The following is a 26,748-nucleotide window of genomic DNA, read 5'->3' as shown; positions in this document are numbered from 1 at the left end:
AGCACAGAACACGTTAATAAGACGCAAAGTGTCGTCATTTTGCTATTTTATTGGTCAGTATGACGATCTGGTAATGCACACTGTCCACTGTGGGAGCGAGCTTGCTCGCGATAGCGCCAGTTCAGTCACCGATGAACCCAGGCCTGAAAACTCAAACCGGCTGCCCCCGATCAATCTTGCTGCTCAAGATGATCGACGTTGTGGTCTTCTCCACCCCATCCACACTGCCAATCTGATCCAGCAACTGATCCAGCTGCTCCGGCGAATCGGTGCGCAACCACGCCACATAATCAAATTCGCCACTCACGGCACACAACTGCTGCACCTGCGCCATCGCGCTGAGCCGTCGCAACACTTCCTTGCCGGAACGCGGTTGCACGGTTATCCCCACATACGCCTGCAACCCGCCATCCACCACCCGCTGACCGAGGCGCACGCCGTAACCGGTGATCACCTTGGCCTTTTCCAGCCGCGCCAGGCGCGAAGTGACGGTGGTACGGGCGATGCCCAGTTGCCGGGCGAGCATGGCCACGCTCTCGCGGGCGTTGATCTGCAGGGCGGCAATCAATTGGCGGTCGATTTCATCGAGAACAGGCGTGCGAGTGTCAGGCAAAGGGTTATCTCCAGCGGCATGGATCAGTGCGCAAGCATGTTACAGGCAGTTCCTGCAGGACGCTCGCGACGGCGATTTGATCTAGCCTCAATACCGTTCATGACATTTTTGCCTGCGACAAATTGCCATAAGTAACTAGGTAGTACATTATTCCGTCCTTGTCACAAATGGGGAAAATGTCCGACATGAACAATTCTGGGGCTGCCGCCGGCAGCAAATGGTTGCTGGCGGGGCTGGGTGTGCTGATTGCACTGATCGGGCTCGGCCTGGCCGGTGGCGGTGGTTATCTGATCGCGCTGGGTGGCAGCTGGTATTTCCTGCTGATGGGGCTGGCGATGCTGGCGTCCGGGTTGATGATTGCCCGGCGCAAGCCGCTCGGCGCCTGGCTGTATGGTGTGGCGTTGGTCCTCACTGCGATCTGGGCCGTGTGGGATGCGGGCCTCGAATATTGGTCGCTGGTCTCGCGGGTACTGACCTTTGCTGTGATCGGTCTGGTTGTGGCGTTGATCTATCCGACCCTGGTCCGCGCTTCGGGCGCGACCGGCGGGCGTGGTGCCTACGGTCTGGCTGGCGTTCTGGGTGTGGGCGTCGTTGCGACGATGGCCTACATGTTCGTGCCGACCCACGTGGTCAAAAACACCACTGTACCTGCGGTAACGCCGGTCACTCCGGGCACCGAACAGAAAGACTGGGCGCACTGGGGCAACACCACCGCCGGCAACCGCTTTGCTGCGCTGGATCAGATCACCAAGGGCAACATCGACAAGCTGCAGGTCGCCTGGACCTTCCGCACCGGCGACATCCCGCAAAGCACCGGTGCCGGTGCCGAAGACCAGAACACTCCGCTGCAAATCGGTGACACGGTCTACACCTGCACCGCCTACGGCAAAGTCTTCGCCCTGGATGCCGACACCGGCGCCCAGCGCTGGAAGTTCGACCCGCAAGGCACCGCGCCCAACTGGCAGCGTTGCCGTGGCCTGGGCTATTCCGAAACCCCGGCGTCTTCGGACAATCAGCCAACCGCCTGTACGAAACGCCTGTTTCTGCCGACCGGCGATGCGCGCCTGATCGCCATCAATGCCGACACCGGCAAGCCTTGCGAAGAGTTCGGTAACCACGGCACTGTCGATCTGACCACCGACATGGGCGAAGTGAAACCCGGTTACTACCAGCAAACCTCGACCCCATTGGTCGCAGGGGACGTGGTGATCGTCGGCGGCCGCGTGGCCGATAACTACTCCACTGGCGAACCTCCGGGCGTGGTGCGTGCCTACGATGTGCGCAGCGGTGAGTTGGTATGGGCGTGGGATCCGGGCAACCCGAACACCACCAAACGCCCACCGGCCGGCGAGACCTATACCCGCGGTACGCCGAACGTGTGGTCGGCCATGTCCTACGACGCCAAGCTCGGTCTGGTCTATCTGCCGACCGGCAACGCGACGCCAGACTTCTTCGGCGGCCAACGTACCGGGTTCGACGACAAGTGGAGCTCGTCCATCGTCGCTATCGATGTGAAGACCGGCCAGGTGCGCTGGCACTTCCAGACCACTCACCACGACCTGTGGGACTTCGACTTGCCGGCACAGCCGCTGCTGTACGACGTGCCGGACGACAAGGGCGGCACCCAGCCAGCCCTGGCGCAAGTCACCAAGCAGGGCGAGATCTTCCTGCTCAACCGCGAAACCGGCGTGCCTATCGCCCGCGTCGAAGAGCGTCCGGTGCCGCAAGGCAAGGTGCCCGGCGAACGCTACTCGCCAACCCAGCCGTTCTCGGTAGACATGCCGTCCATCGGCAACAAGACCCTGACCGAATCCGACATGTGGGGCGCCACGCCGTTTGATCAATTGATGTGCCGCATTCAGTTCAAAGGCATGCGCCACGAAGGCGTCTATACCCCGCCGGGCATGGACCGCGCCCTGCAATTCCCGGGCTCGCTGGGCGGCATGAACTGGGGCAGCGTCTCGGTTGATCCGAACACCAACTACATGTTCGTCAACGACATGCGCCTGGGCCTGGCCAACTACATGATCCCGCGCGACAAGATCAAAGCCGGGGCCAGCGGTATTGAAATGGGCGTGGTACCGCAGGAAGGCACACCGTTCGGCGCCATGCGCGAACGCTTCCTCTCGGCGGTCGGCATTCCGTGCCAGAAACCACCATTCGGCACCATGTCCGCCATCGACCTCAAGACCCACAAACTGATGTGGCAAGTCCCGGTCGGCACCGTGCAAGACACCGGCCCGCTGGGCATCCGCATGCACCTGCCGATCCCCATCGGCATGCCAACCCTCGGCGCATCGCTAGCCACCCAGTCGGGCCTGCTGTTCTTCGCCGGCACCCAGGACTTCTACCTGCGCGCCTTCGATACCGGCAACGGCAATGAAATCTGGAAATCGCGCTTGCCGGTGGGCAGCCAGTCCGGGCCGATGACTTACGTTTCACCGAAAACCGGCAGGCAGTACATCCTGCTGACGGTGGGCGGTGCGCGTCAGTCGACGGATCGTGGGGATTATGTGATTGCTTACGCTTTGCCCAAATAACGGCTGAAGCTTGAGTCAGAAAAGCCGCGCCATTGCGCGGCTTTTTCTTGGGCGAAAAGCCTGTGTGTAAATCGGCTAGGATTGAGGCAGTCGAGGGTGCGAGGCGAAGGATATGACAATGAAGCTACCTGCTGCTGTACGGGACCGTGCCTTGCAGATCGCCCATCACGAAATGGGGCACTACGTGGTGGCCCGCGCCCTGGGGTTTGAAACGGGCGGCGTGACCCTGACAGTGACCAAGGATTTGCGGCACCACGGAGGGGCCTCCATTACCCTGGTGCGCCCAATTTCGTCGATGGAAGCCATGAAGGAACATCTGGAAGCCCGGATGATGGTGCTCCTGGCTGGCGCAATGGCGCAGACACTGCCTTCAAAACCTTCAGCCGCAAAACGTGTCGATAAGTCGAAAGCCATAGCCATCCTCAAAGGCGAGCAGGGCGCGGAGCAGGATTACGCAAAGGTCAGGGAGCTTCAGCATCTGCTGCGCAATGTCGCCTACCCCGATACCGATCCAGCGTCGGGTGAGCGGATAGCGGCGGAGCTTAAATCGATGACTGATCGGGTGTGGCTTCGGACGCAAAAAATCATCGAGGAGCAGGCCGAGACGATTGCCGAATTGGCTGTGGCGCTGGTGGACGGCATGGTCATCGTGGAGCAGTGGGGACGGCCGGCGGATACGTATGAGGGCATGCTGACGGGGCAGATGCTGGAGCGGCGGCTGGTCGTGCAGGCCATGCCTTCATGATGTGTTTGAGCTGAAGAATCAAAGCATCTGGCTCTAATCAGTCCCAAAAAGGGAACGCTCGGTCCCTGTTTGGGAATTTTCAGGCTTTGTTTGTTTTATTGATCCGCATGCGCTCTCGTTTGAGCAGGTTTGCGCGTCAACACCTTCACTACATCATCAATCACCGCTTTGCTCATCGTCGTCAGGTAATGCGCGGCCCAGGCGTAGCGGTCGGAGTCTTGGGCGTAGGCGGCGTCCACGGTGAGGGACTTGGCGAGGAACAGCAGGTCGGAGGCTTGGGACAGGGCGTCGGCGACGGGGACGTCGCGGCAGACGTGGAACAGTGGTTGATCCGAGAGATACAGAAAGGGTGTGAAGCCGATGGTTTTCAGTTCTGAGGGTGCGGGCGAATCCGTTTTATTCATGGGATTACTCCTGGTTATTCAAGGAGCCGCCACTTTCGTTTCCAAGCGAATGGGTGGCAGCTGTGCGCAGGTTGGAAAACCGGGAACCAGAGAAACCGGCACGCCCGAAGGCGTCCCACGCACAGCTGCCATGACACAGGATTGCAGTCGTAAAAACGTCTGCAGTCTTGATTGGGCGCTATTGCGTAGCGGTTCGACGGGTTTCCAAGCCCGATCGCTGAATGGTCAGCGACGTGCGGAGACTATCCCGTCGAAGAAAAGCGTAACAAGGCGGCAAAGTGCCCAAATAGAAGATTCGGAGTTTGCCTACAAGGTCCTAAGGCGTCATCCGATATTGCGTCACCTTCAGTAAACAAAACCAAAAAATCAGGCAAAAAAACTGCAAATGAAACGCGGCGTTTTAGTTTGACGTGCACAGCCTCCCATCAGTACCGGCACGATAATCAGGCCGGTCGTAAAATGGCTTGACTGTAAAACTTTTATCGTGCGACAACTGTCCACGTTTTATGGAATGTGGACAGCGAGGCTTTTTGAGTTCATGAAGAGTCAAGATATTTTGCTTCTTTTTAAAATGGCTAGTCTCCACGCGCAGGAGGAGAAGCTTTTTGGAAGCATGGAATCGGAGTCAACGGCTGATTTCGTTGAAGCGCTACTGGAGCCCAGAGTGAGCCCACCAATAGTGGCTGGCGATCCGGTGGGTCGCGCATTGGCTGCTCACAATCCTGATCCTGAAGACGCAGTTTATCGCGTGCAGGAGCTTGATAACCCCATGGGTGATGCAGACAAGTGGGAGGGGTGGTCGGACGCGGTACCGTCCCCCCCAGTGTCAAGCTGGATTGAAAGTTACTCCTTGCGCGCACTCTCGGCATCTCTTGGTCTGAGTAAAAGTGAGGTTTCGAACTCAATGGCACGGTGTCGTGAGGCGGGGTTGCTCACCAACGACTACGAAACCTCTCTCCCGAAGGTGAACCGCCGAGAGCTCGTGAAAATCACGGAGCATGCCCTCAAATACTTTTACCCAGTAAAGCTAGGTGCAATTGTTCGCGGCATCCCCACCGGCTTTGCAGCGCCAGCGCTGTCCAAGAGCCTCAAAAGTGCTGGTGGGCTCATTCCAGTTTGGCCTGATCCTTTCGGGAGTGAGCGCGGTCAGGCGATTGAGCCGCTTTACAAAACCGTTCCAGACGCGGTGAAGAAGGACCGAACCCTTTATCACTATTTGGCGCTCGTTGATGCGATCCGTGTTGGCGGACCGAGAGAGTGCGCAGTAGCGGTCAACATACTCAAGGCGGGGATGGGGCTGAAATAAGATGGCATCAAATGCTGACCATAATTACGAGCTGATTGAGTATGTGGCTGAAGGTCTGGGCAAAGAATTTTTGGCTGAAGTTGCCTTTGTTGGTGGATGCACGACGGCAATGTTGGTGACCGACACCGCTGTCATGGATGACATCCGGTTTACTGATGATGTCGACTTGGTAATCGAGTTGGCTGGTGTTAGTGCCTGGCAACGCCTCACAGAACGCCTGGCGGCCAAAAAATTCAAAATCACAGGGGAGGACGAGGTCAACTGTCGATTTCGTTTCAACGATGTCATCGTAGATGTGATGCCTTCGGATCAGGCTGTTCTCGGCTATGCGAACCGCTGGTTCGTGGAAGGGCTCGCTCAAGCTGTGAAGTTCGCGCTACCCAGTGGTATAGAGATACAGATCTTCAAGTCGACTTACTTTCTTGCTACGAAGTTGGAAGCCTTCAGCGGGCGCGGAGAAGGCGATCCTTATCACAAGGATGTCGAGGACATCGTTATCTTGATTGATGGGCGCCCGGAGCTGCTCGAGGAGGTTCGGCAGGCGGAAACCGAATTGATGCAGTTCATTGTCAAAGGGGTTGGTGAGCTGTTTAGGCTCAGCGGCATCGACTATGCGATTCAAAGCTCGGGCTCGGTTCGGGCAAACCCCGCTCGTGGCATGCTCATCCATCAGCGTATGAAGGATCTGAGCCTGCTCGCATGAGATATGAAATCAGATCGGTAAAAGGGCGAGCCCGAGAAGCCAACCATGATTGCGCTGGCGCGGTATTCGATGGTGTGAGGGGGCTTTTTGTTGTCGTGGATGGCACTTCGAAGCCCGGTAGTGGTCAGTTGGCCCGTGGATTTGTGCAAGCAGTGATGGATGCCTACCAGGTCTGTATTAGCCAAGGCGTTGAAGACACTACTCATAGTGCCGTCGAGCAGCTGCTACGGTCTGTACTTACAGATTTACACGCTCCACTGTTTGCTAGGCAGACCGGTACAACAAGCTACTTGGTTGGTGTTGCTTCTCATGGGCAGCTCACCCTTGCATATGAGGGCGACTGTTCATGTGGCTTTGCCAGCGCGGAGGGTGGAATCGAGTGGTTCACGCCACCGCATTGCAAGGCGAACTGGAGGCGTGACCGATCGCATCGGGAACTTGCACTTGATCCGGCCCGCAATCTGATCACCCGTTGCTATAGGGTCAACCGTTCCCCGGATCCAGATTTTGTTTTCCGTTCAGTGGCTGCAGGTGAGCGTCTGGTGTTCGCAACGGATGGCTTTTGGGCGGAGTTGACCGATGCTCGACAGGATGACGTGCTTGCAGCTCCTGCCATTGAAATCACCGATGTAGACGATGATGTGACTTGGATTGATGTGAAGCTGTAAAACATTGCGAGTTGGCCGGTTTTTTCATTGATGGCGCGCCAGCTGCGTATTAAGTGGTCCGACTGGCTTGAAATGGAGCTGAAATTGTTCCAGTCGCTCCCACCGACCAGACACGAAAAAGCCGCGCATTGCGCGGCTTTCTTGTTTGGTGGGCCCACACGGACTTGAACCGTGGACCAAAGGATTATGAGTCCTCTGCTCTAACCAACTGAGCTATAGGCCCTCAGTAGGTCGCGGATTATAGCGACGGTTTTGCGACTGTGCTATCCGAAAAAGCCTTTACTGTTGTACGAAGAAACGTCGCGGCAAATTCGTCGGGGGGTAGGGGCAGGCTGACGATGTAGCCCTGGATTTGTTCACAGCCCTCGGCGGCGAGGAATTGTTGTTGCGCCCGGGTCTCGACCCCTTCGGCAATCACGGTGAATTGCATGCTGCGTCCGAGGGCGATGATGGCGCGGACGATGGCGGCATCGTGGGGGTCGTCCGGCAGGCCGCGGACGAAGGATTGGTCAATCTTGAGGATGTCCAGCGGCAGGCGCTTGAGGTAACTCAAGGACGAGTAGCCGGTGCCGAAGTCATCGATGGCCAGTTGCACGCCCAGTTGTTTGAGTTGATGCAGCACCGCCAGCGCTTCCTCTGCCTGGCTCATGATGAAGTTTTCGGTGATTTCCAGTTGCAGGAAGCCGGGGTTGAGGCTGTTGTCCTTGAGCAACTGTTCGATGCGGCCCACCAGGTTGGGTTGGCGCAGTTGGGCGCCGGCCAGGTTGACCGACAGCGGGCTGGGGCTTTCGTAAAGCCGGTGCCATTCGGCCATCTGCCGGCAGGCGGTTTCCAGGACCCAGTCGCCGATTTGCAGGATCATGCCGTTTTCTTCGGCCAGCGGGATGAAGTGTTCCCGCGGAACGTCGCCAAAGGTCGGATGGTGCCAGCGGATCAGGGCTTCGGCGCCGACCAGGCTGTAGTCTTCGAGACTGATTTTTGGTTGGTAGCACAGGCGCAACTCATTGCGCTCGATGGCGCGGCGCAGTTCGTGTTCCAGCGCCACGCGTTCGCTGGCCTGGGCGGTGAGGTCGCGGGTGTAGCTTTCGACACGGTTGCGGCCCTTGGCCTTGGAGCGGTACATCGCGGCGTCGGCGTTCTTGATCAGTGTGGCAACGTCGCAGCCATCCTTCGGATAGAGGCTGGTGCCGATGCTGGCGCTGATGAAGAACTCGTGTTCACCGGCCTGGAACGGCGCGGCGAAACAGTTGAGCAGTTTATTGGCGATGTGGTCGGCATCGCTGGATTGTTGCAGGCCCGGCAGCAGGATAATGAACTCGTCACCCCCCAGGCGTGCCACGGTGTCGATGTCACGCAGCTGCTCCTTGAGGCGCACGGCAATGCCCTTGAGCAGCAGGTCGCCGACCGGGTGGCCGAGGCTGTCGTTGATGTGCTTGAAGCGGTCGAGGTCGAGGAACAGCACGGCGCCCTGACCACCGTTTTCCTGTTGGTTGTTGAGCGCCGTTAGCAGGCGGCTTTCGAACAGCGTGCGGTTCGGCAGGCCGGTCAGCGGGTCGTGGTGTGCCTGGTAGTCGAGTTTGGCCTGGGCATGCTTGAGGCTGGAAATGTCGGCGAACACCGCGACAAAGTGGGTGATGAACTTCTCCCGGTTGCGCACTGCACTGATGGTCAGCCAGCTGGGATACAGCTCGCCATTCTTGCGCCGATTGGAAATCTCGCCTTGCCAGTGGCCTTCGGCGGTCAGTTGATGCCACATGGCCGCGTAGAACGCGCTGTCATGCAGGCCCGAGGCGAGCAGGCGTGGTGTGTGGCCCAAGGCTTCGCTTTCGCTGTAACCGGTGATTTCGGTGAACGCACGGTTGACCGCGCTGATGTGCTGTTGGGTATCGGTGATCAACACGCCTTCGGCGGTGCTTTCGAACACGGTGGCGGCCTGTTGCAGTTTTTCCTGCATCAGGTGCCGCTCGGTAATGTCCCGGGCGATGGTCAGCATGCAGTCTTCATCGCCAATCGGCAGCGGACGGCTGGACACTTCACAGAGGCGGATCTGCCCGTCGCTGCGGCGGATATGGCAGCTGAAGTCGCGGACAAAACCGTCCCGGTGCAGCAGGTCGAGCATTTGCTTGCGTTCATTGAGGTTGACCCAGATCCCCAGGTCCAGCGCCGAACGATCCACCGACATGGCGCTGTTGAACCCGGTGATGCGGCTGAAACCGTCGTTGACCTCCAACAGCAAGCCATCACTTTGCCGGGACAGCAGCAAGCCGTCGGGGGAGGCGTGGAAGGCCTTGGCGAATTTTTCTTCGGACGTTTGCAGCTGTTGCTGGGTTTCCTTGAGTTGGGTGATGTCCCGCACCACGACCACCAGCGCCGGTGTCATGTCGAGGTCGAACGGTTCGGCGGAGATCAGGCCGGTAAATACCAAGCCGTTGCTGCGACGAAAGGGCATTTCCAGGTTGCGGATGCTGCCGGCCTGCAAGCGTTGCAGCAGGCCCGGCCCGACACCGGGAATCCCCCAGATGTTCAGGTTGGTGGCGGTCTGGCCAATGACGTCCTCGGCCTTGAGGCCGATCTGTTCTTCGAACGCTTCGTTGACTTCCAGCAGGCAACCGTCGCTCAGGCGCGCGATCACCAGAATGTCCGGGCATTGCTGGAACACGGAGGCGAATTTCTGTTCCGACAGGCGCAATGCTTCTTCGGTGCGCTTGGCGTCGGTGATATCGATCATCAACCCGCGCAGCACCGGCTCATGCCCGTGTTCGATCAGGCTGACGATATCGCGCACCCACAGGCAGCGGCCGTCGGCGGTGATCACCCGGTAATCGAGTCGATGATCGCGCCCGGCCAGCACTTCGTGGTCGCAGAAGGTCTGGGCGCGGGTCAGGTCGGCGGGGTGAATGATGTTGCGCCAGAAGCCCGGAATCAGCCAGTGGGACAGGGGATAACCGAGAAGGTCTTCGGCATGGGGCGATACATAGCTGTAGGTGAAGTCGGTGACTTTTGCTTCCCAGGCGATTGCCGACAGGCTCTCCACCAGGCCTCGGTAGTGGTATTCGCTGCTGCGCAGTTCCTGTTCAAGGTCGACCCGGCGGGCGATTTCCGAGCTCAAGCGGCGGTTGATGCGGATTACCACCCCCAGCACGATAGTCAGCAGTAGCAATCCTGGCAGGCCATACACCAGCAGGTCATTCCAGAAAGTTCGATGATCGAGGACGTTACCGACCCAATGCTCCTGAATGGCGCTGATTTCAGCGGGGCTCATGTCCGCCAGGACTTTGTCGAGAATGCCGACCAGCATCTTGTTATCGCGGGGTACACCCATGGCCAGTTGATAGCGATAGGGCGTTTCACCGCTGACATACAAGCCATCGAGCTTGAGTTGGCGCAGGCTCCAGACGCTGGAAGCCAGATCGCCCACCACGGCGTCCACTTCGTCGGTGGCCAGCGCCTGCAGCGCCGAACTGACATTGGACATCGCCACCAGATTCAAGTCGGGATGGTGGGTGCGCAGCAGTTCGTGGGGGGCGTAGTTTTCCACCACGGCGATTTTCAGGCCATACAGGTCTTTCAGGTTATGTGGCTGGGGGCCCCCGACATGGGCCAGGATGACAATCGGAAAGTCCAGATAGGGGCGGGTGAACGACAGGTATTTCTGGCGTTCCGGGGTCGACATGATGCCCGGCAGCAGGTCCAGTTTGCCCTTTTTGGCCTGTTCCAGGACGGCGGTCCAGCTCACCGGTTCGATGGGCGTGAGCCGGGTTGCCAGCCTTTTGCGGATAACCTCGATGTAGTCCGCGGCAAGGCCCTGGTAGCGGCCCTCATCGTCACGAAACTCGAAGGGCGGCCACGACGCATCGACACCCAGGCGCAATTGCGGGTGAGCCGCCAGCCAGCTACGTTCTTCGTCAGTGAGAGTCAGCGCGCCAGCCGTTGCGGTCCAGGTCATCAGCGACAGCAAAAAAAGCACGGTCGGCAGTCTGGGCATAACGGTCTCGTTATGGCTCGGGGGAATGTTTCGAGTGTAGACGGCTACTGGGCGGAGCGGGGAAGCGGGGGGATTTAATCTGTACAAAGCAAAACCCCCGGCCTGGGCCGGGGGTTCTGTGATCACTCGTCGAGGAAGGAGCGCAGATGCTCGCTTCTCGTCGGGTGGCGCAGCTTGCGCAGCGCCTTGGCTTCGATCTGACGAATCCGCTCACGGGTCACGTCGAACTGCTTACCAACCTCTTCGAGAGTGTGGTCGGTATTCATGTCGATACCGAAGCGCATGCGCAGTACCTTGGCTTCACGGGCAGTGAGGCCGGACAGCACTTCGCGAGTCGCTTCTTTAAGGCTCTCAACGGTTGCAACATCGATTGGCGACTGCATGGTCGAGTCTTCGATGAAGTCACCCAGATGGGAGTCTTCGTCATCACCGATCGGGGTTTCCATGGAGATCGGCTCTTTAGCGATCTTCAATACCTTGCGGATCTTGTCCTCAGGCATTTCCATGCGTTCGCCCAGCTCTTCCGGGGTCGGTTCGCGACCCATTTCCTGCAACATCTGGCGGGAAATGCGGTTGAGCTTGTTGATCGTCTCGATCATGTGCACCGGAATACGGATGGTGCGGGCCTGGTCGGCGATCGAGCGAGTGATCGCCTGACGGATCCACCAGGTGGCATAAGTCGAGAACTTGTAGCCGCGACGGTATTCGAACTTGTCTACCGCTTTCATCAAACCGATGTTGCCTTCCTGGATCAGATCGAGGAATTGCAGGCCACGGTTGGTGTACTTCTTGGCGATCGAGATCACCAGACGCAAGTTGGCTTCAACCATCTCTTTCTTCGCGCGGCGGGCCTTGGCCTCACCGATCGACATGCGACGGTTGATGTCCTTGATTTCAGCGATGGTCAAACCGGTTTCGGTTTCCAGCGCGGTCAGCTTCTGCTGGCAACGGATAATGTCCGGCTGCAGACGACCAATGGCTTCAGCGTATTTGCCTTTGCCTTTGGCCAGGGCGTCACTCCAGCTTTCGTCGACTTCGTTGCCCGGGAACTGGCGCAGGAAGTCGGCACGCGGCATGCGTGCATCACGAACGCAGAGCTGCATGATTGCGCGCTCTTGCTGACGCAGGCGATCCAGGGCACTGCGAACACGCTCGACCAGGCCTTCGAATTGCTTCGGCACCAGTTTGATCGGCATGAACAGCTCGGCCAGGGCCAACAGTTCGGCAATTGTTGCCTTGTTGTTGCGACCGTGCTTTTTCAGCGCCTTGCGGGTGATTTCCATCTGATCGGCGACAGCGCCGAAACGCTGGGCGGCGATGATCGGATCCGGACCGCTTTCGGCTTCTTCCTCGTCATCGGAGGCTTCGGCGTCATCGTCCTCGGAGTCGTCATCCGCTTTAGCGGCTTTCGCGTCGATCGGCGGCGGCACTTCTGCCGCAGGCGGCGCGATGCCGTCGTCCGGGTCGATATAACCGCTCAGGACGTCGGACAGGCGACCACCTTCGGTGGTGACGCGGGTGTACTCGGAGAGAATATGATCAACCGTGCCAGGGAAGTGCGCGATTGCGCTCATCACTTCACGGATGCCCTCTTCAATACGCTTGGCGATTTCAATTTCGCCTTCACGCGTGAGGAGCTCTACGGTTCCCATTTCGCGCATGTACATGCGCACCGGGTCGGTAGTGCGACCAATGTCGGTCTCGACCGCTGCCAACGCAGCAGCTGCCTCTTCGGCCGCGGCTTCGTCGGTATCGGCGTCGGCCAGCATAAGGGAATCCTTATCTGGCGCAACCTCGAATACGTTGATCCCCATGTCATTGATCATGCGGATGATGTCTTCCACCTGTTCCGGATCTGAAATATCCTCCGGCAGGTGGTCGTTGACCTCCGCGTAAGTCAGGTAGCCCTGCTCACGACCAAGTGTGATCAACTCTTTGATACGAGACTGCTGTTGCGCTTTTCCGGACATAACACCCTATCCACTGAAGGTCTTGGCGGGCAAAAAACAAGCCGAGGATTATACCTGAGCTATGACCTCACGCGCCAGTTGAGGTCGGGTTTGATGCGGAAACATTGCGACTCAAGAGGTCGCGCAGTTGATTTTTCTCTTCGCTGGTCAATTCGCTTTGACGCGCTTTTCGCAGAAGTTGTTCCAGATTTCGCTCGCGTTGGCGGGCTGACAAGCTAGTAATGGTGTCGAAAAACTGTTGTTCAAGGTTATCTCCATCAATCAGCCATTCCTTTTCCGCCAGGGCCTTGAGCAAACGGCCTTGTTCTGTGCCGTGCCAACGCGCAATCAGTTGAATTGAGTTTAGCTTGGGATTCTTCTGCACGGCTTCGAGCAGCGCCACCAGCAATTGCGTGTTGGTGTGATCCTCGGCGGCGAAGTGCCCGGCATCCTCGACTTTTTCGGCTAGTTGCGGGTGGTGCAGCAACGTGCGCAAGGCGGCGAGGGTCGGCGGTTCTACGGCGGCGGGCACCCGTGGCGCGCGGGGTTGATCACGATCACCGCCCCGTTTGCCATTCTTGTCCCACGGTTTTTTGTCCCATTTCTTGCCTCCTGCACCGGGTTTCTTCGGCGTCCATTCCTGCTGCGGCACATACATTTCCTGTGCCTGCGGCTGATGATAGTCGCTGTAATCGGGCATCGCGTCGTAATCGATGCCCGGGTCGTAGGCCGGCGGCGCTTCTTGCGGGGCGCTTTGTGCCAGCTGACTGACCGCTTCGCCACTCAGGCCGGTGATTTCGCTCAGGCGCTGACGCATCAATATGCGCAGGTTGGCGCCCGGGACTTTGTCGATCAACGGCGCGGCGAGGGTGGCCATGTGAGCCTTGCCCTCAAGCGAGCGCGGGTCGGCTTCTTCCGTCAGTTGCTGGAAGAAATAATCGGCCAGCGGCTGCGCGTGCTGGTTGATCCGTGCGCGGAAGGCATCGGTGCCCTCGGAGCGGACCAGGGTGTCCGGGTCTTCGCCTTCGGGAAGGAACAGAAAGCGTGCACGACGACCGTCTTGCAGGCTCGAAAGTGTCGCTTCCAGTGCTCGCCATGCCGCATTGCGGCCGGCCTGGTCGCCGTCGAAGCAGAACAGCACGCTGGGCACGACGCGAAACAGCCGCTTGAGGTGTTCCTCGCTAGTGGCGGTGCCCAGGGTCGCGACGGCGTTGCGCAGGCCTTGCTGGGCCAGGGCAATGACGTCCATGTAGCCCTCGACGACGATGATCTCGTCGAGGTTGCGGTTGGTCTTGCGCGCTTCGTACAGGCCGTAGAGTTCCTGGCCTTTATGGAAAACCGGGGTTTCCGGGGAGTTCAGGTACTTCGGCTTGTCGTCGCCCAATACCCGGCCGCCGAAGGCGATGACGCGCCCGCGACTGTCGCGGATCGGAAACATCACGCGGTCGCGGAAGCGGTCGTAGCGTTTACCGCTTTCGGCGTTTTCGATCAGCAGGCCGGCATCGATCATGGCTTTTTGTTGCAGGGTGTCGCTGCTCAAGTGCTTGAACAGGTTGTCCCAGCCAGGCGGAGCAAAACCCAGGCCGAAGTCCCGGGCGATTTCGCCGGTCAGCCCGCGACCTTTCAGGTATTCCACGGCGGCCTTGCGCGATGGATGACTTTTCAGGGCCTGGCGATAGAAGTCGGCAGCGGCGCTCAGTAGCGGATACAGCGGCGAATCGGTCGGCTGCCGCGGTTTGTGCGGTCGGCCGCTTTCTTCGCGGGGGATTTCCATGCCGGCGGCTTTGGCCAGTTCTTCGACAGCCTGGACGAAATCCAGGTTGTCGTGATCCATGATGAAGCCGAGGGCGTTGCCGCCAGCGCCGCAGCCGAAGCAGTAATAGAACTGCTTGTCGGGGCTGACGCTGAACGACGGAGTCTTTTCTTTGTGGAACGGGCAGCAGGCGGTGTGGTTCTTGCCGGCCTTTTTCAATTGCAGGCGCGAGCTGACCACATCGACGATGTCGGTGCGGTTCAGAAGGTCGTCAATGAAGCTCTGGGGAATTAGCCCGGCCATGGCGTTCTCGTCATCTGCGCTGAAAAGGGGTCCGAAACGTGCGGCAACCGAACGCGGTCATTGTTTGAGGCGCGCAAAGTGTGCGGCTCGACCAGTGTCGTCTGCGTAATCGTTGTCGGGAAGTGTATCTGCCGAAAATCCACTGACGTTAATGCCAATCAGAATTCGACTGTTTGAATGTGTTGCGCTGAATCCGCTGCGGCCAATCATAGGCCCCGGATAGCTCATCATCTGGCACGCAAGCAGGTGCCTTGGGCTGATCGTCGTGAGAGGAATCAGTGGGTGTGCTCGTCAGTAGCCTTGAAAGGCTCGTCAGAAAAGACGTGCACCGCTGGCAAAAGAGCCAGGTCTGACGCGGTGAAGCAGATTTGTCTCGGTCGCGTCTGCGGCTTCGACAGTGAAGCATCAAGCGTTTTACGCAAATGCCATAAGCCCGGCTGAGGGCCGGGCTTGGCAGAAGCTTGCTACGATCGTCTGTGTATTAGTACAGACGAACGGCGCGGCGCTGTTCGCGCTGAACTTTCTTGGCGTGACGCTTAACAGCGGCTGCTGCTTTGCGCTTACGCTCAGAAGTTGGCTTCTCGTAAAATTCGCGGCTACGAACTTCAGCCAGTACACCGGCTTTTTCGCAGGAGCGCTTGAAACGACGCAGAGCTACGTCGAAGGGTTCGTTCTCTTTTACTTTGACGGCTGGCATCCAGAGCTACCTTCATTCATTACCGGGGTCAACATCCTCGCGGCAAAAGAGCACTTGAAGACGTCGGTTTTTAAGGGTTGCGGATGTTAACCCCTCATCGCTCGGAATGCAAAGCCTCTGATCGAAAACCGCTGGTCGGGGCATCACGCGACGACTATTATGCGCGCCTTCGAATTCAGCCTAAACAAGGCGCAAACCCATGCTAGTACTGGGATTAGAAACCTCCTGCGACGAAACTGGTGTCGCATTATATGACAGTGAACGCGGCCTGCTGGCCGACGCGTTGTTCAGTCAGATCGACCTGCACCGCGCCTATGGTGGCGTGGTGCCAGAGCTGGCTTCGCGCGATCACGTCAAACGCATGCTGCCCTTGATTCGTCAGGTGTTGGCCGAGGCCGACTGTGTGCCGACCGAGATCGATGCGATCGCCTACACCGCGGGTCCTGGCCTGGTCGGTGCCTTGCTGGTAGGGGCTTCCTGCGCCCAGGCGCTGGCCTTTGCCTGGGGCATTCCGGCCCTCGGCGTGCATCACATGGAAGGCCACTTGCTGGCGCCGATGCTGGAGTCGCAACCGCCAGAATTTCCGTTCGTCGCTTTGTTGGTGTCGGGTGGTCATACGCAACTGGTTCAGGTCGACGGAATTGGTCAGTACACGCTCCTGGGCGAGACCCTGGATGACGCTGCCGGCGAGGCCTTCGACAAGACGGCCAAGATGATGGGCCTCAATTATCCGGGCGGACCGGAGATCGCTCGCCTTGCAGAGCAGGGCGTTGCAGGACGTTTCGTCTTCCCGCGTCCGATGTGCGACCGCCCTGGCCTGAATTTCAGCTTCAGTGGCCTGAAAACCTTTGCGTTGAACACCTGGCAACAGTGCGTCAGCGCCGGGGACGACAACGAGCAAGCCCGTTGCGACATCTCGCTGGCGTTCCAGCAGGCCGTGGTGGAGACTTTGACCATCAAGTGCAAGCGTGCCCTGAAGGCTGCCGGCATGAAGCGCCTGGTGATTGCAGGGGGCGTCAGTGCCAACAAGGCATTGCGCACTTCCCTGGAAAAAATGCTCGGCGACATGAAAGGCGATGTGTTTTATGCGCGCCCTGAGTTCTGCACCGATAATGGCGCAATGATCGCGTTCGCCGGTTGCCAACGCTTGCAGGCCGGTCAGCAGGAAAGCCTGGCGATCAGCGTGCAGGCGCGTTGGCCGATGGAGCAGTTGACCGCATTGTGATGAGTGGCGTTCATGTCCGGCCGCTAGAAATGCCGTTCGCGCCCAGCAAACAGGTCGCGTAGATTGCCGCGATGGCGCCAGACGATCAGCCCTGTGAGTGCGCTCATGGGCAGCAGGGCGGCCGGTTCCTGCCAGGCCAGCAGCGGCAGGGTCAGTGGTGTGGCGATGAGGGCGGCCAGGGAGCTGGTGCGGGTCAGGTAGAACGTCAAGAGCCAGGCGCAGACCGCCAGAAGGGCTGCGGGCGGGTACAGCCCCAGCAACATGCCGGCAGCGGTGGCGACACCCTTGCCGCCGCGAAAGCGGAAGTACAACGGAAACAGATGGCCGATGACGGCATAGACGCCGATCCAGGCCTGTTCCTGCTGCGAAAGGCCCGCAAGACGCGCAATCAGTACCGGCAGCAGGCCTTTGCAAAGATCGCCGAGCAGGGTCAGGATGGCGAGTTTCTTGCCGGCCAGGCGCAACATGTTGGTGGCACCGGCATTGCCCGAGCCACTCATTCGCGGATCGGGTTTACCGGTCAGGCGGCTGAGCAAAATGGCAAAGGACAGAGAGCCGAGCAGGTAGGCGAGGATCGCCAATAACCAAAACATGCTAACTATTCCGGGCGAGGAAGCCCTGATTCTAACGGCGCATTGCGCCCTTGTCGTGTAGCGGAGAGAAGTGCTTGGACAGAGTGTTTATCGAGGGCCTGGAAGTCGACACGGTGATTGGTGCCTACGACTGGGAACGAGGCATCCGACAGTGCTTGCGTCTTGATCTGAGCTTCGCCTGGGATAATCGCCCGGCCGCAGCCGGTGATGACCTGACCCTGGCGCTCGACTACGCCAGTGTTTCCTCGCGCATCCAGGCGTTTGCCGAGCAGGCGCAATTCCAGCTGGTGGAAACCTTTGCCGAGCGCCTGGTTGAAGTGCTGATGAGCGAATTCAAGATCACCTGGATGCGCCTGAAGCTGACCAAGCCCGGCGCCGTCCCGGCTGCCACTGGCGGTGTGGGCGTGGAGATCGAGCGCGGATGTCGCTGACTCAGGTGTACCTCGGGCTCGGTAGCAATATCGAGCGTGAAACCCATTTGCGGGCGGGGCTCGATGCTTTGGCGGCGTTCCTTGTCGATATCCGCTGTTCGGCGGTGTTCGAAAGCCAGTCGGTGGGCATCAAGAGCGGGCCGTTCTTCAATTTCGTGGTGTCGGCGTATACCGATCTGCCGCTGATGGAGCTTGATCGTCGACTGAAGTTCATCGAGGCGGATAACGGTCGTTATGCACCGGATCGCCGAGGTTTGCCGCTGGATATCGACGTGTTGTTGTTCGGTGACCTGGTGGGCAATTTCGATGGCTTGATCTTGCCGCGGGCAGAAATTCTGAAAAATGCGTTCGTTCTGTGGCCGTTGTCGTTGATAGCGCCGGATCGCGTGCATCCGGGCGCTGGCAAGAGCTTTGCGACCTTATGGGGTGAAGCGCAGATCGATCAGGTGTTGGCGCCGGTGGCTTTCGAATGGCGTGGTGAGCAGCTGACACCCTCTGATTTACTGTAAAGCAAAAAGATCGCAGCCTTCGGCAGCTCCTACATGGATTGATGCGTCCTGTAGGAGCTGCCGAAGGCTGCGATCTTTTATCCTGTTCAGGCTTTTTCTTTGTAGGACTTCAGCGCCTTTAGTCGCTCACGCTTGATCTCCTTCCCCAGCTCCGGCCCCCTGAAGCCTTTCTCCAGCAACGGCTGAACCGCCACGCTGCGAGCTGCAGTTGCCGCGCCGCGCAAATAATCCGCCTGTGGATAACTTCTTTCCTCCAGCCCTTCGCGCCCACGCGCATCCATCTCACATGCCGCGATGAACTCCTCGAATCGCTGTGGCCGACGGTAAATGTCGAAGCTTTGCAGCAATTCGAGCAGTGTCGATGGCTTCAGCTCAAGGGCGCGATGCCCGTGGGTGTGATATTCGCCCACCAGCAGTGCCAGTTCCTGGCAGTTCCTCGGTACCTTGAAGCGTTCATTGACCGCTTTGATCAGCTTCAGCCCCTTGAACTCGTGGGCAATGTGTCGCGGCCATTCTTCCTCTGGCGTCAGGCCCTTGCCCAGGTCGTGCAGCAGGCACGCCCAGCGCACGGTCAGGGGCTGTTTGTGCAGCGCTGTTTGCTGCAACACGCTCAGGGTATGTGCGCCTGTATCGATTTCCGGGTGGTGGGCGGGTGGTTGCGGTACGCCAAACAGCGCGTCGACCTCGGGCATCAGCACCTTGAGTGCGCCGCATGCGCGCAAAACCTCAACAAACACTTGTGGCTGATCTTCCATCAGGGCGCGGGAAATTTCCTTCCAGCTGCGCTCCGGGGTCAGCGCTTCAAGTTCGCCTGACTCGCTGAGTTGGCGCATCAGCGCCAAGGTTTCCGGGGCAACGGTAAAACCCAGGGTCGCGTAGCGCGCCGCGAAGCGGGCAACACGCAGGACTCGGAGCGGATCTTCGGCAAATGCCGGGGAAACATGGCGAAGCAGGCGCGCTTCGAGATCGCGCTGGCCGTGGTATGGGTCGGTCAGGTTCTGCTGATCGTCTTCGGCCATGGCATTGATAGTCAGGTCGCGACGGATCAGGTCTTCTTCGAGGGTGACTTCAGGGCTGGCGTGAAAAGTGAACCCGCCGTAACCGCGCCCGCTTTTGCGCTCGGTACGGGCGAGGGCGTACTCCTCACCGCTTTTTGGATGAAGGAACACCGGGAAATCCGCGCCCACCGGGCGAAAGCCCTTGGCGAGCATTTCTTCGGTGGTGGCGCCAACCACGACCCAGTCGATATCGGTAACCGGTTTGCCCAGCAGGCGATCGCGTACCGCGCCGCCGACTTTATAAATACGCATAAAAAACCTCCGTTAGCTCGACAGGATAACCGTTGCATCGAGCTTTCGGAGGCACAAACCGGATCAAAGATGGATGACGGCCAGGTCCAGGCGGCCGTAATCGCCTTCGCTGTGCTCGCTTCTAGGCGGCACATGATGGGTTTTCATGACCTGATCGCCCTGCAGGGTTTCCAGGTGAATGTCGAAACCCCAGAGTCGGTGCAGGTGCTTGAGCACTTCCTCGGTGGACTCTCCCAGCGGCTTGCGGTCGTGCTGTTGGTGGCGCAGGGTCAGGGAGCGGTCACCACGCCGGTCGATGCTGTAGATCTGCACGTTGGGTTCGCGATTACCCAGGTTGTACTGTGCCGCGAGAGTTTCACGGATGATGCGGTAGCCACCTTCATCGTGAATGGCCGGCACCAGCAGGTCATCTTTCTGATCGTCATCGAGAATGCTGAACAGCTTCAGGTCACGGATCACCTTCGGCGACAGGTATTGCAGGATGAAGCTCTCATCCTTGAAGCTGCTCATGGCGAACTTGATGGCTGCCAGCCAGTCGGTGCCGGCAATTTCCGGGAACCAGCGGCGATCTTCCTCGGTGGGTTCTTCGCACATGCGCCGGATGTCCCGGTACATGGCAAATCCGAGAGTGTAGGGGTTGATTCCGCTGTAGTAAGGGCTGTCGAAGCCCGGCTGAAAGACCACGCTGGTGTGGGATGTCAGGAACTCCATCATGAAACCGTCGGTGACCAGGCCTTCGTCGTACAGGTCGTTCATCAGGGTGTAGTGCCAGAACGTGGCCCAGCCCTCGTTCATCACCTGGGTCTGGCGCTGTGGATAAAAATACTGGGCGATCTTGCGCACGATGCGCACGATTTCCCGCTGCCATGGCTCCAGCAGCGGCGCATGTTTTTCGATGAAGTACAGGATGTTTTCCTGAGGTTCGGCGGGGAAACGTGCGTTGTCCTTGTCGCTGTACTTGTCCGCGCCTTTTGGAATGGTGCGCCACAGGTCATTGATCTGTTTCTGCAAATGTTCTTCCCGGTCTTTTTGCCGACGGCGTTCTTCTTCCGCGGAAATCGGATAGGGGCGTTTGTAACGGTCGACGCCATAGTTCATCAGCGCATGGCAGGAGTCGAGCAGGTCCTCGACCGCGTCGATACCGTGGCGCTCTTCGCACTGCATGATGTACTGCTTGGCAAACACCAGGTAGTCGATGATCGAGCTGGCGTCGGTCCAGGTGCGGAACAGGTAGTTGCCTTTGAAAAAGCTGTTGTGCCCATAGCAGGCATGGGCCACCACCAGTGCCTGCATGCAGATGGTGTTTTCTTCCATCAGGTAGGCGATGCATGGGTCGGAGTTGATCACGATCTCGTACGCCAGCCCCATCTGGCCGCGGGTGTAGGACTTTTCGGTGCTGAGGAAGTGCTTGCCGTAGGACCAGTGGTGATAACCCAGCGGCATACCGACCGAGGCGTAGGCGTCCATCATCTGTTCGGCGGTGATCACTTCGATCTGGTTGGGGTACGTATCGAGTGCGTAGCCAGCCGCAATACGACTGATTTCGCGGTCGTAGGCCTGGATCAGCTCGAACGTCCATTCGGAGCCGGTGGAAATGGGTTGGCGTTTCTGCTCTTTGGCGGTCATGTCACTAACCTGCGCTGGAAGAGTTCACGGAAGACCGGATAGATATCCCCGGCCGAGACCAGTTGTTGCTGGGCAAAAGTGTCGGAAAAGGCTTCGGCGATGCGCTCGTACTCGAACCACAGAGCCTGATGTTCGCGCGGGGTGATCTCAACGTAAGTGTAGTACTGCACGAATGGCATGATCTGGTTGATCAGGATGTCGCGGCAGATCGGAGAGTCGTCGTTCCAGTTGTCACCGTCGGAGGCCTGGGCGGCATAGATGTTCCACTCGTTGCTCGGATAACGCTCGGCCATGATCTCCTGCATCAGTTTCAGGGCGCTGGAGACGATGGTGCCGCCGGTTTCCCGGGAGTAGAAAAATTCCTCTTCATCCACTTCGCGGGCGCTGGTGTGATGGCGGATGAACACGACGTCGATCTTTTCGTAGTTACGCTTGAGAAACAGGTACAGCAGGATAAAGAAGCGCTTGGCAATGTCCTTGGTCGCCTGGGTCATCGAGCCGGACACGTCCATCAGGCAGAACATCACGGCCTTGGAACTGGGGTTGGGTTGTTTGATGAGCAGGTTGTACTTGAGGTCGAATGTATCGAGAAACGGTATGCGGTGAATGCGTGCGCTGAGTTTTTCGATTTCTGCTTCGATTTCCTGAATATCGCCGAAGTTGTCCGGTTCCTCCTGCTTGAGTCGCAGAAGTTCTTCCTTGGCTTCGCGCAGTTTTGCCCGGCTGCTGCCGGACAGGGCGATTCGCCGGGCGTGGGCTGAACGCAGGGTGCGGATGATGTTGATCCGCGACGGGTTGCCCTCGTTGCTGATCCCGGCGCGCACGGTCTTGAAGGTGTCGGTGCCGGTCAGGTTGCGCTTGACCAGGTTGGGCAACTCGAGGTCCTCGAACATGAATTCGAGAAATTCTTCCTGGGTGATCTGGAAGACGAATTCGTCCATCCCTTCACCGGAATTGCCGGCCTTGCCGGGGCCTCGGCCGCCACCGCCTCCCGGTGGACGGGCGATATGTTCGCCGCTGGTGAATTCCTTGTTGCCCGGGTGCACGACCGTCTGCTTGCCACCGCGACCGTGATGAAGCACCGGCTCGTCGATGTCGCGACCGGGAATGCTGATTTGTTCGCCGTGTTCCATATCGGTAATGGAGCGCCGGCTGACCGCCTCTTCGACAGCCTTCTTGATGTGATCACGGTAGCGCCGCAGAAACCGCTGGCGGTTCACCGTGCTCTTGTTCTTGCCATTGAGACGTCGGTCGATCACATAGCTCATGACTGCTCCTTAGAAGCTGTCCTGAAAGGGGCGAGCGGTGATACAGCATCGAACCGAGAGCCGGGGGATATTGAACGCTCCCCCAAGCGCTTTGGATGCTGCCTGAACTCGCTACCGACTTTCGAACACCTTCCAGAGGCTTGTGTAACAGAAAATGCATACACAGGCCTCTGGCTGACGACAACCGGTCTGACCGGCAGCGGGTTATTGTGATTTTCTGACCCGCAGGTACCACTCGGACAGCAGTCGTACCTGTTTGTCGGTGTAGCCCCGCTCGACCATCCGTGTGACGAAGTCGTTGTGTTTCTGCTGGTCCTCTTTGCTGGCCTTGGCATTGAAGCTGATGACTGGCAGCAGGTCCTCGGTGTTGGAGAACATTTTCTTCTCGATGACCACCCGCAGTTTTTCGTAGCTGAGCCAGGTCGGGTTCTTGCCGTTGTTGTTGGCCCGGGCGCGCAGTACGAAGTTGACGATTTCGTTGCGGAAGTCCTTCGGATTGCTGATGCCGGCCGGTTTTTCGATTTTCTCCAGTTCTTCGTTCAGTGCTACGCGGTTGAGGATCTCGCCGGTTTCCGGGTCGCGGTATTCCTGGTCCTGGATCCAGAAGTCGGCGTACAGCACATAACGATCGAAGATGTTCTGGCCGTACTCGCTGTAGGACTCGAGGTAGGCGGTCTGGATCTCCTTGCCGATGAATTCGATGTAGCGCGGTGCCAGGTACTCCTTGAGGAAGCGCAGATAGCGTTCGCGGGTCTCGGCCTGGAACTGTTCCTGTTCGATCTGTTGTTCCAGCACGTAGAGCAAGTGCACCGGGTTGGCGGCAATTTCGTGTGGATCGAAGTTGAACACCTTCGACAGGATCTTGAACGCGAAGCGGGTCGAGAGTCCGTTCATGCCTTCGTCGACGCCCGCATTGTCGCGGTATTCCTGGATCGACTTGGCTTTCGGATCGGTGTCCTTGAGGTTCTCGCCGTCATACACGCGCATCTTCGAGTAGATGTTGGAGTTTTCCGGCTCCTTGAGGCGCGAGAGCACGGTGAACTGGGCCAGCATCTTCAGGGTATCCGGCGCGCAATGCGCCTTGGCCAGCGAACTGTTGAACAGCAGCTTGTCGTAGATCTTCACTTCGTCACTGACCCGCAGGCAGTACGGCACTTTGACGATGTAGATCCGGTCGATGAAGGCTTCGTTGTTCTTGTTGTTGCGGAAGGTGTGCCACTCCGATTCGTTGGAGTGCGCCAGCAGGATCCCGGTGAACGGAATCGCGCCGAGGCCTTCGGTACTGTTGTAGTTGCCTTCCTGGGTGGCGGTCAGCAGTGGGTGCAGCACCTTGATCGGTGCCTTGAACATTTCGACGAATTCCATCAGGCCCTGGTTGGACCGGCAAAGTGCGCCCGAGTAGCTGTATGCATCAGCGTCGTTTTGTGGGAATTCTTCCAGTTTGCGGATATCGACCTTGCCCACCAGTGCCGAGATGTCCTGGTTGTTTTCATCGCCTGGTTCGGTCTTGGCCACGGCGATCTGGTTGAGGATCGAAGGATAGAGTTTCACCACGCGGAACTGACTGATGTCGCCACCGAATTCGGCCAGGCGCTTGGTCGCCCATGGCGACATGATGGTGTTGAGGTAGCGCCGTGGAATGCCGAAGTCTTCCTCGAGGATCGCTCCATCTTCAGTGGAGTTGAACAGACCCAGGGGCGACTCGAAAACCGGCGAGCCCTTGATGGCATAGAAGGGCACTTTTTCCATCAGTTGCTTGAGCTTCTCGGCCAGGGACGATTTACCACCACCGACAGGGCCGAGAAGGTAAAGGATCTGTTTCTTCTCTTCCAGGCCCTGAGCGGCGTGGCGGAAATACGACACGATCTGGTCGATGCATTCTTCCATCCCGTGGAAGTCTTCAAAGGCCGGATAGCGGCGGATGACCTTGTTGGAGAAGATGCGCGACAGTCTCGAGTTGGTCGAGGTGTCGAGCAGTTCCGGTTCACCGATGGCCAGTAGCAGGCGCTCGGCGGCTGAAGCGTAGGCGCTGCGGTCTTTTTTGCACAGCTCCAGGTACTCCTGCAGAGAGAGTTCTTCCTGGCGTGTGGACTCGAAGCGTTGTTGGAAGTGGCTAAAGATACTCATGACGTCACCTCGCTCGATACGTGGAGCCGACGCCGGATCACTCAGTCGATGCTGGCAGCAACCGAACAGGCGATTGCTGTTTACCCCCCAGAACTCTCCCGGAGCTGACTTCTCCGAAAGCTACTCCCGATGACCCGTGCGCCGGTGTACCGGCTCTCCCCTGTTTTGGATGGCCTGCGCTTAAGGATAGTTGGGAATTCGGGAGGTAAAGGCGAGATACGTAATTAGTTGTGGCAGACCGTTCGTCTGCCACCGCGCCAGCCCGCGGGAGCCGGGGCCTGCAACGTTACAAAAAAATTATTCAGTGGTGCCTTGCGCCGTTTCCGCAGGGTACGTCGTACGCCACAACTCGAATCCGCCATCCATGCTGTAGACGTCGGAGAAGCCCTGACTGATCAGGTAGGCGGCCGCGCCCTGGCTGGAATTGCCGTGATAGCAGACCACCACGGTCGGTGCATCGAGGTCGGCGCCCTGGATGAAAGCGTGCAGGGAATGGTTGTCCAGGTGCTTCGAGCCTGCGATGTGCAAGGCGGCAAAAGTGGCCGGGTCGCGGACGTCGACCACCACTGCGCCTTGTTCGCGCAGGGCTTGGGCCTGTTCCGGGGGGATACGTTTGAATTCGCTCATGGCGGGCTCCTGTGGCTCGGCTGAATGGGCAGTCTAGCGCGGGGCGCTGGCTGGCGATGTTTGGGGAATGGATGAGGCGACTGGCGGCACGGCATGACCGTGTTCGTCGCATTTGCAGGACAGGCGCTCAAGGCTGTCGACGTTCATCAGGGTCAGGGCGCCGCCCCAGACGCAACCGGTGTCGAGGGCCGAGATACCCGGCTCGTCGCACTTGCCTTCCAGTGCTGCCCAGTGACCGAAGATGATCTTCAGGTCCTTGGTCTTGCGTTCCTTGTGCTGGAACCAGGGCTTGTAGCCTGCTGGTGCGGTATCAAGACCTTCCTTGCTCTTGAGGTCGAGTTTGCCTTCGGCGGTGCAAAAGCGCATGCGCGTGAAATAGTTGGTGATCACCCGCAGACGCGTCACGCCTTTGAGGTCGTTGTCCCATTTCGCCGGATCGTTGCCGTACATGCCATCGAGGTAGGGCGGCAGCAGGTTGTCGTCACGCAAGGCAGTCTCGACTTCGACAGCACACTTCAAGGCTTTGCGCAGCGACCACTGCGGTGGAATGCCGGCATGGACCAATGCAAGATTGCGCTGTTCGTCGTAGTGCATGAGCTTTTGCTGGCGCAGCCATTCCAGCAGTTCGGCGCTATCGGGCGCTTCAATGATCTCGCGCAGGGTGTCGGCCTTCTTCAGGCGTTCGATGTTACGTCCGGCCGCCAGCAGGTGCAGGTCGTGGTTGCCGAGCACGCACACCAGCGATTCGCGAATGCTATAGAGGAAGCGCAAGGTTTCCAGCGACTGTGGGCCGCGGTTGACCAGGTCGCCCACCAGCCACAGACGATCCCGTTGTGGGTCGAACGCCACTTGTTTGAGCAGGCATTGCAGGGCTTGAAGACAGCCTTGCAGGTCACCGACAGCGTACGTTGCCATCAGTGCAGGGCTCCGGGCACCGCCAGGCGGAAGGGCGCGATGATGGCATCGAAGTGTTTGCCGTCGTCGGACAGCATCTGATAGGTGCCTTGCATAGTGCCGACCTTGGTGGTCATGACCGTGCCGCTGCTGTAGGTGTGGCTCTTGCCGGGGTCGATCAGCGGTTGCTGGCCGACTACGCCTGCGCCGCGCACTTCTTCGACATGCCCGTCACCATCGGTGATGACCCAGTGCCGTGAAAGCAGTTTGGCGGGCATTTCGCCATTATTTTGCACGGTGATGGTGTAGGCGAAGGCAAAGCGGTCATGCTCGGGTTGCGATTGTTCTGCCAGATAGCGGGTGACGACGCTGACGTCGACCTGATAGCGAGGATCGGACATGCAAGGGGCCTTAAAAACGAAGCGGGACGCGGGGCGTAGCTGTTGGGGTTCAGTCTAGGCCAAGTATCGGG

22 protein-coding genes and 1 tRNA gene are annotated in these 26,748 nt (G+C 58.8%); 8 read left to right on the top strand and 15 right to left on the bottom strand.

What is annotated here, in order from left to right; translation table 11 throughout:
* Positions 1–151 precede the first annotated feature (151 nt).
* Positions 152–613: an Lrp/AsnC family transcriptional regulator gene (locus tag AC3IP0_RS25945; RefSeq protein WP_046039454.1), complete on the bottom strand. Its 462-nt coding sequence runs from the start codon at positions 611–613 to the stop codon at positions 152–154.
* Between the two features lie 185 nt (positions 614–798).
* Here AC3IP0_RS25945 and AC3IP0_RS25940 point away from each other — a divergent pair, with 185 nt between their 5' ends.
* Positions 799–3,153: a glucose/quinate/shikimate family membrane-bound PQQ-dependent dehydrogenase gene (locus AC3IP0_RS25940; RefSeq protein ID WP_489326200.1), complete on the top strand. Its 2,355-nt coding sequence runs from the start codon at positions 799–801 to the stop codon at positions 3,151–3,153.
* Between the two features lie 112 nt (positions 3,154–3,265).
* Positions 3,266–3,898: a zinc metalloprotease gene (locus tag AC3IP0_RS25935; RefSeq protein ID WP_489326199.1), complete on the top strand. Its 633-nt coding sequence runs from the start codon at positions 3,266–3,268 to the stop codon at positions 3,896–3,898.
* Positions 3,899–3,993: 95 nt separating this feature from the next.
* Here AC3IP0_RS25935 and AC3IP0_RS25930 read toward each other — a convergent pair whose 3' ends face one another.
* Complete coding sequence (locus tag AC3IP0_RS25930; protein ID WP_489326198.1) at positions 3,994–4,302, bottom strand: DUF3077 domain-containing protein; 309 nt, start codon at positions 4,300–4,302, stop codon at positions 3,994–3,996.
* A gap of 538 nt (positions 4,303–4,840) precedes the next feature.
* Here AC3IP0_RS25930 and AC3IP0_RS25925 point away from each other — a divergent pair.
* Genes AC3IP0_RS25925 through AC3IP0_RS25915 form a run of 3 tightly spaced genes read left to right on the top strand, consistent with a single transcriptional unit; the run spans position 4,841 to position 6,979 of the window.
* Positions 4,841–5,608 carry a MarR family transcriptional regulator gene (locus AC3IP0_RS25925; RefSeq protein WP_489317441.1) on the top strand — a complete coding sequence of 256 codons (768 nt, stop codon included), beginning with the start codon at positions 4,841–4,843 and terminating at the stop codon, positions 5,606–5,608.
* A gap of 1 nt (position 5,609) precedes the next feature.
* The gene (locus tag AC3IP0_RS25920; protein ID WP_489326197.1) at positions 5,610–6,311 is read left to right on the top strand and encodes a hypothetical protein; all 702 of its coding nucleotides are present in this window, start codon (positions 5,610–5,612) and stop codon (positions 6,309–6,311) included.
* Positions 6,308–6,979, top strand: a complete 672-nt coding sequence (locus AC3IP0_RS25915) for a PP2C family protein-serine/threonine phosphatase (RefSeq protein ID WP_489326195.1) — start codon at positions 6,308–6,310, stop codon at positions 6,977–6,979. Before AC3IP0_RS25920 ends, AC3IP0_RS25915 begins: the two co-directional genes overlap by 4 nt.
* Before the next feature lie 146 nt (positions 6,980–7,125).
* Here AC3IP0_RS25915 and AC3IP0_RS25910 read toward each other — a convergent pair.
* The 5 genes from AC3IP0_RS25910 to rpsU form a co-directional block, all read right to left on the bottom strand.
* Positions 7,126–7,202, bottom strand: a tRNA-Ile gene (locus AC3IP0_RS25910).
* Between the two features lie 15 nt (positions 7,203–7,217).
* Positions 7,218–10,964, bottom strand: a complete 3,747-nt coding sequence (locus AC3IP0_RS25905) for a bifunctional diguanylate cyclase/phosphodiesterase (protein ID WP_489326194.1) — start codon at positions 10,962–10,964, stop codon at positions 7,218–7,220.
* 122 nt (positions 10,965–11,086) lie between these two features.
* Positions 11,087–12,934 carry an RNA polymerase sigma factor RpoD gene (rpoD, locus tag AC3IP0_RS25900; RefSeq protein ID WP_150725191.1) on the bottom strand — a complete coding sequence of 616 codons (1,848 nt, stop codon included), beginning with the start codon at positions 12,932–12,934 and terminating at the stop codon, positions 11,087–11,089.
* A gap of 67 nt (positions 12,935–13,001) precedes the next feature.
* Positions 13,002–14,969 carry a DNA primase gene (gene dnaG, locus AC3IP0_RS25895; RefSeq protein ID WP_046039464.1) on the bottom strand — a complete coding sequence of 656 codons (1,968 nt, stop codon included), beginning with the start codon at positions 14,967–14,969 and terminating at the stop codon, positions 13,002–13,004.
* 481 nt (positions 14,970–15,450) lie between these two features.
* Positions 15,451–15,666, bottom strand: a complete 216-nt coding sequence (rpsU, locus tag AC3IP0_RS25890) for a 30S ribosomal protein S21 (protein ID WP_002551877.1) — start codon at positions 15,664–15,666, stop codon at positions 15,451–15,453.
* A gap of 199 nt (positions 15,667–15,865) precedes the next feature.
* Between rpsU and tsaD the strand changes: the two genes are divergently transcribed.
* Entirely contained in the window at positions 15,866–16,891 is a 1,026-nt protein-coding gene (gene tsaD / locus AC3IP0_RS25885; RefSeq protein WP_489326193.1) for a tRNA (adenosine(37)-N6)-threonylcarbamoyltransferase complex transferase subunit TsaD, read from the top strand.
* 23 nt (positions 16,892–16,914) lie between these two features.
* Here the strand turns inward: tsaD and plsY are convergent, their stop codons facing one another.
* Complete coding sequence (gene plsY, locus AC3IP0_RS25880; RefSeq protein ID WP_489326192.1) at positions 16,915–17,484, bottom strand: glycerol-3-phosphate 1-O-acyltransferase PlsY; 570 nt, start codon at positions 17,482–17,484, stop codon at positions 16,915–16,917.
* 74 nt (positions 17,485–17,558) lie between these two features.
* Here plsY and folB point away from each other — a divergent pair, with 74 nt between their 5' ends.
* On the top strand, positions 17,559–17,915 hold the full coding sequence (gene folB / locus AC3IP0_RS25875; protein WP_008051601.1) for a dihydroneopterin aldolase: 357 nt from the start codon (positions 17,559–17,561) through the stop codon (positions 17,913–17,915).
* A complete protein-coding gene (gene folK / locus AC3IP0_RS25870) occupies positions 17,906–18,424 on the top strand; it encodes a 2-amino-4-hydroxy-6-hydroxymethyldihydropteridine diphosphokinase (protein ID WP_489326191.1) in 519 nt (172 codons plus the stop codon). The genes folB and folK overlap by 10 nt, the downstream gene beginning before the upstream one ends.
* An 86-nt stretch (positions 18,425–18,510) precedes the next feature.
* Here the strand turns inward: folK and AC3IP0_RS25865 are convergent, their stop codons facing one another.
* The 7 genes from AC3IP0_RS25865 to apaG all read right to left on the bottom strand — a co-directional run bounded on the left by AC3IP0_RS25865 (position 18,511) and on the right by apaG (position 26,677).
* Complete coding sequence (locus AC3IP0_RS25865) at positions 18,511–19,734, bottom strand: multifunctional CCA addition/repair protein (RefSeq protein ID WP_489326189.1); 1,224 nt, start codon at positions 19,732–19,734, stop codon at positions 18,511–18,513.
* A gap of 63 nt (positions 19,735–19,797) precedes the next feature.
* Positions 19,798–21,360: a SpoVR family protein gene (locus AC3IP0_RS25860; protein WP_223445646.1), complete on the bottom strand. Its 1,563-nt coding sequence runs from the start codon at positions 21,358–21,360 to the stop codon at positions 19,798–19,800.
* A complete protein-coding gene (locus AC3IP0_RS25855) occupies positions 21,357–22,628 on the bottom strand; it encodes a YeaH/YhbH family protein (protein WP_007993202.1) in 1,272 nt (423 codons plus the stop codon). Before AC3IP0_RS25855 ends, AC3IP0_RS25860 begins: the two co-directional genes overlap by 4 nt.
* Positions 22,629–22,832: 204 nt before the next feature.
* Positions 22,833–24,755, bottom strand: coding sequence for a PrkA family serine protein kinase (locus AC3IP0_RS25850; protein WP_007982655.1), 1,923 nt, complete (start codon positions 24,753–24,755; stop codon positions 22,833–22,835).
* Positions 24,756–25,052: 297 nt separating this feature from the next.
* Positions 25,053–25,382 carry a thiosulfate sulfurtransferase GlpE gene (gene glpE / locus AC3IP0_RS25845; protein ID WP_008051614.1) on the bottom strand — a complete coding sequence of 110 codons (330 nt, stop codon included), beginning with the start codon at positions 25,380–25,382 and terminating at the stop codon, positions 25,053–25,055.
* A gap of 33 nt (positions 25,383–25,415) precedes the next feature.
* Complete coding sequence (locus tag AC3IP0_RS25840) at positions 25,416–26,297, bottom strand: symmetrical bis(5'-nucleosyl)-tetraphosphatase (RefSeq protein WP_489317434.1); 882 nt, start codon at positions 26,295–26,297, stop codon at positions 25,416–25,418.
* Entirely contained in the window at positions 26,297–26,677 is a 381-nt protein-coding gene (gene apaG / locus AC3IP0_RS25835) for a Co2+/Mg2+ efflux protein ApaG (RefSeq protein WP_007980214.1), read from the bottom strand. The genes AC3IP0_RS25840 and apaG overlap by 1 nt, the downstream gene beginning before the upstream one ends.
* Positions 26,678–26,748 lie beyond the last annotated feature (71 nt).

Source organism: Pseudomonas sp. GL_103, assembly GCF_057835175.1.
Note: the sequence above shows the minus strand (reverse complement) of the source record. Positions and strands in the feature narration are given on the sequence as shown.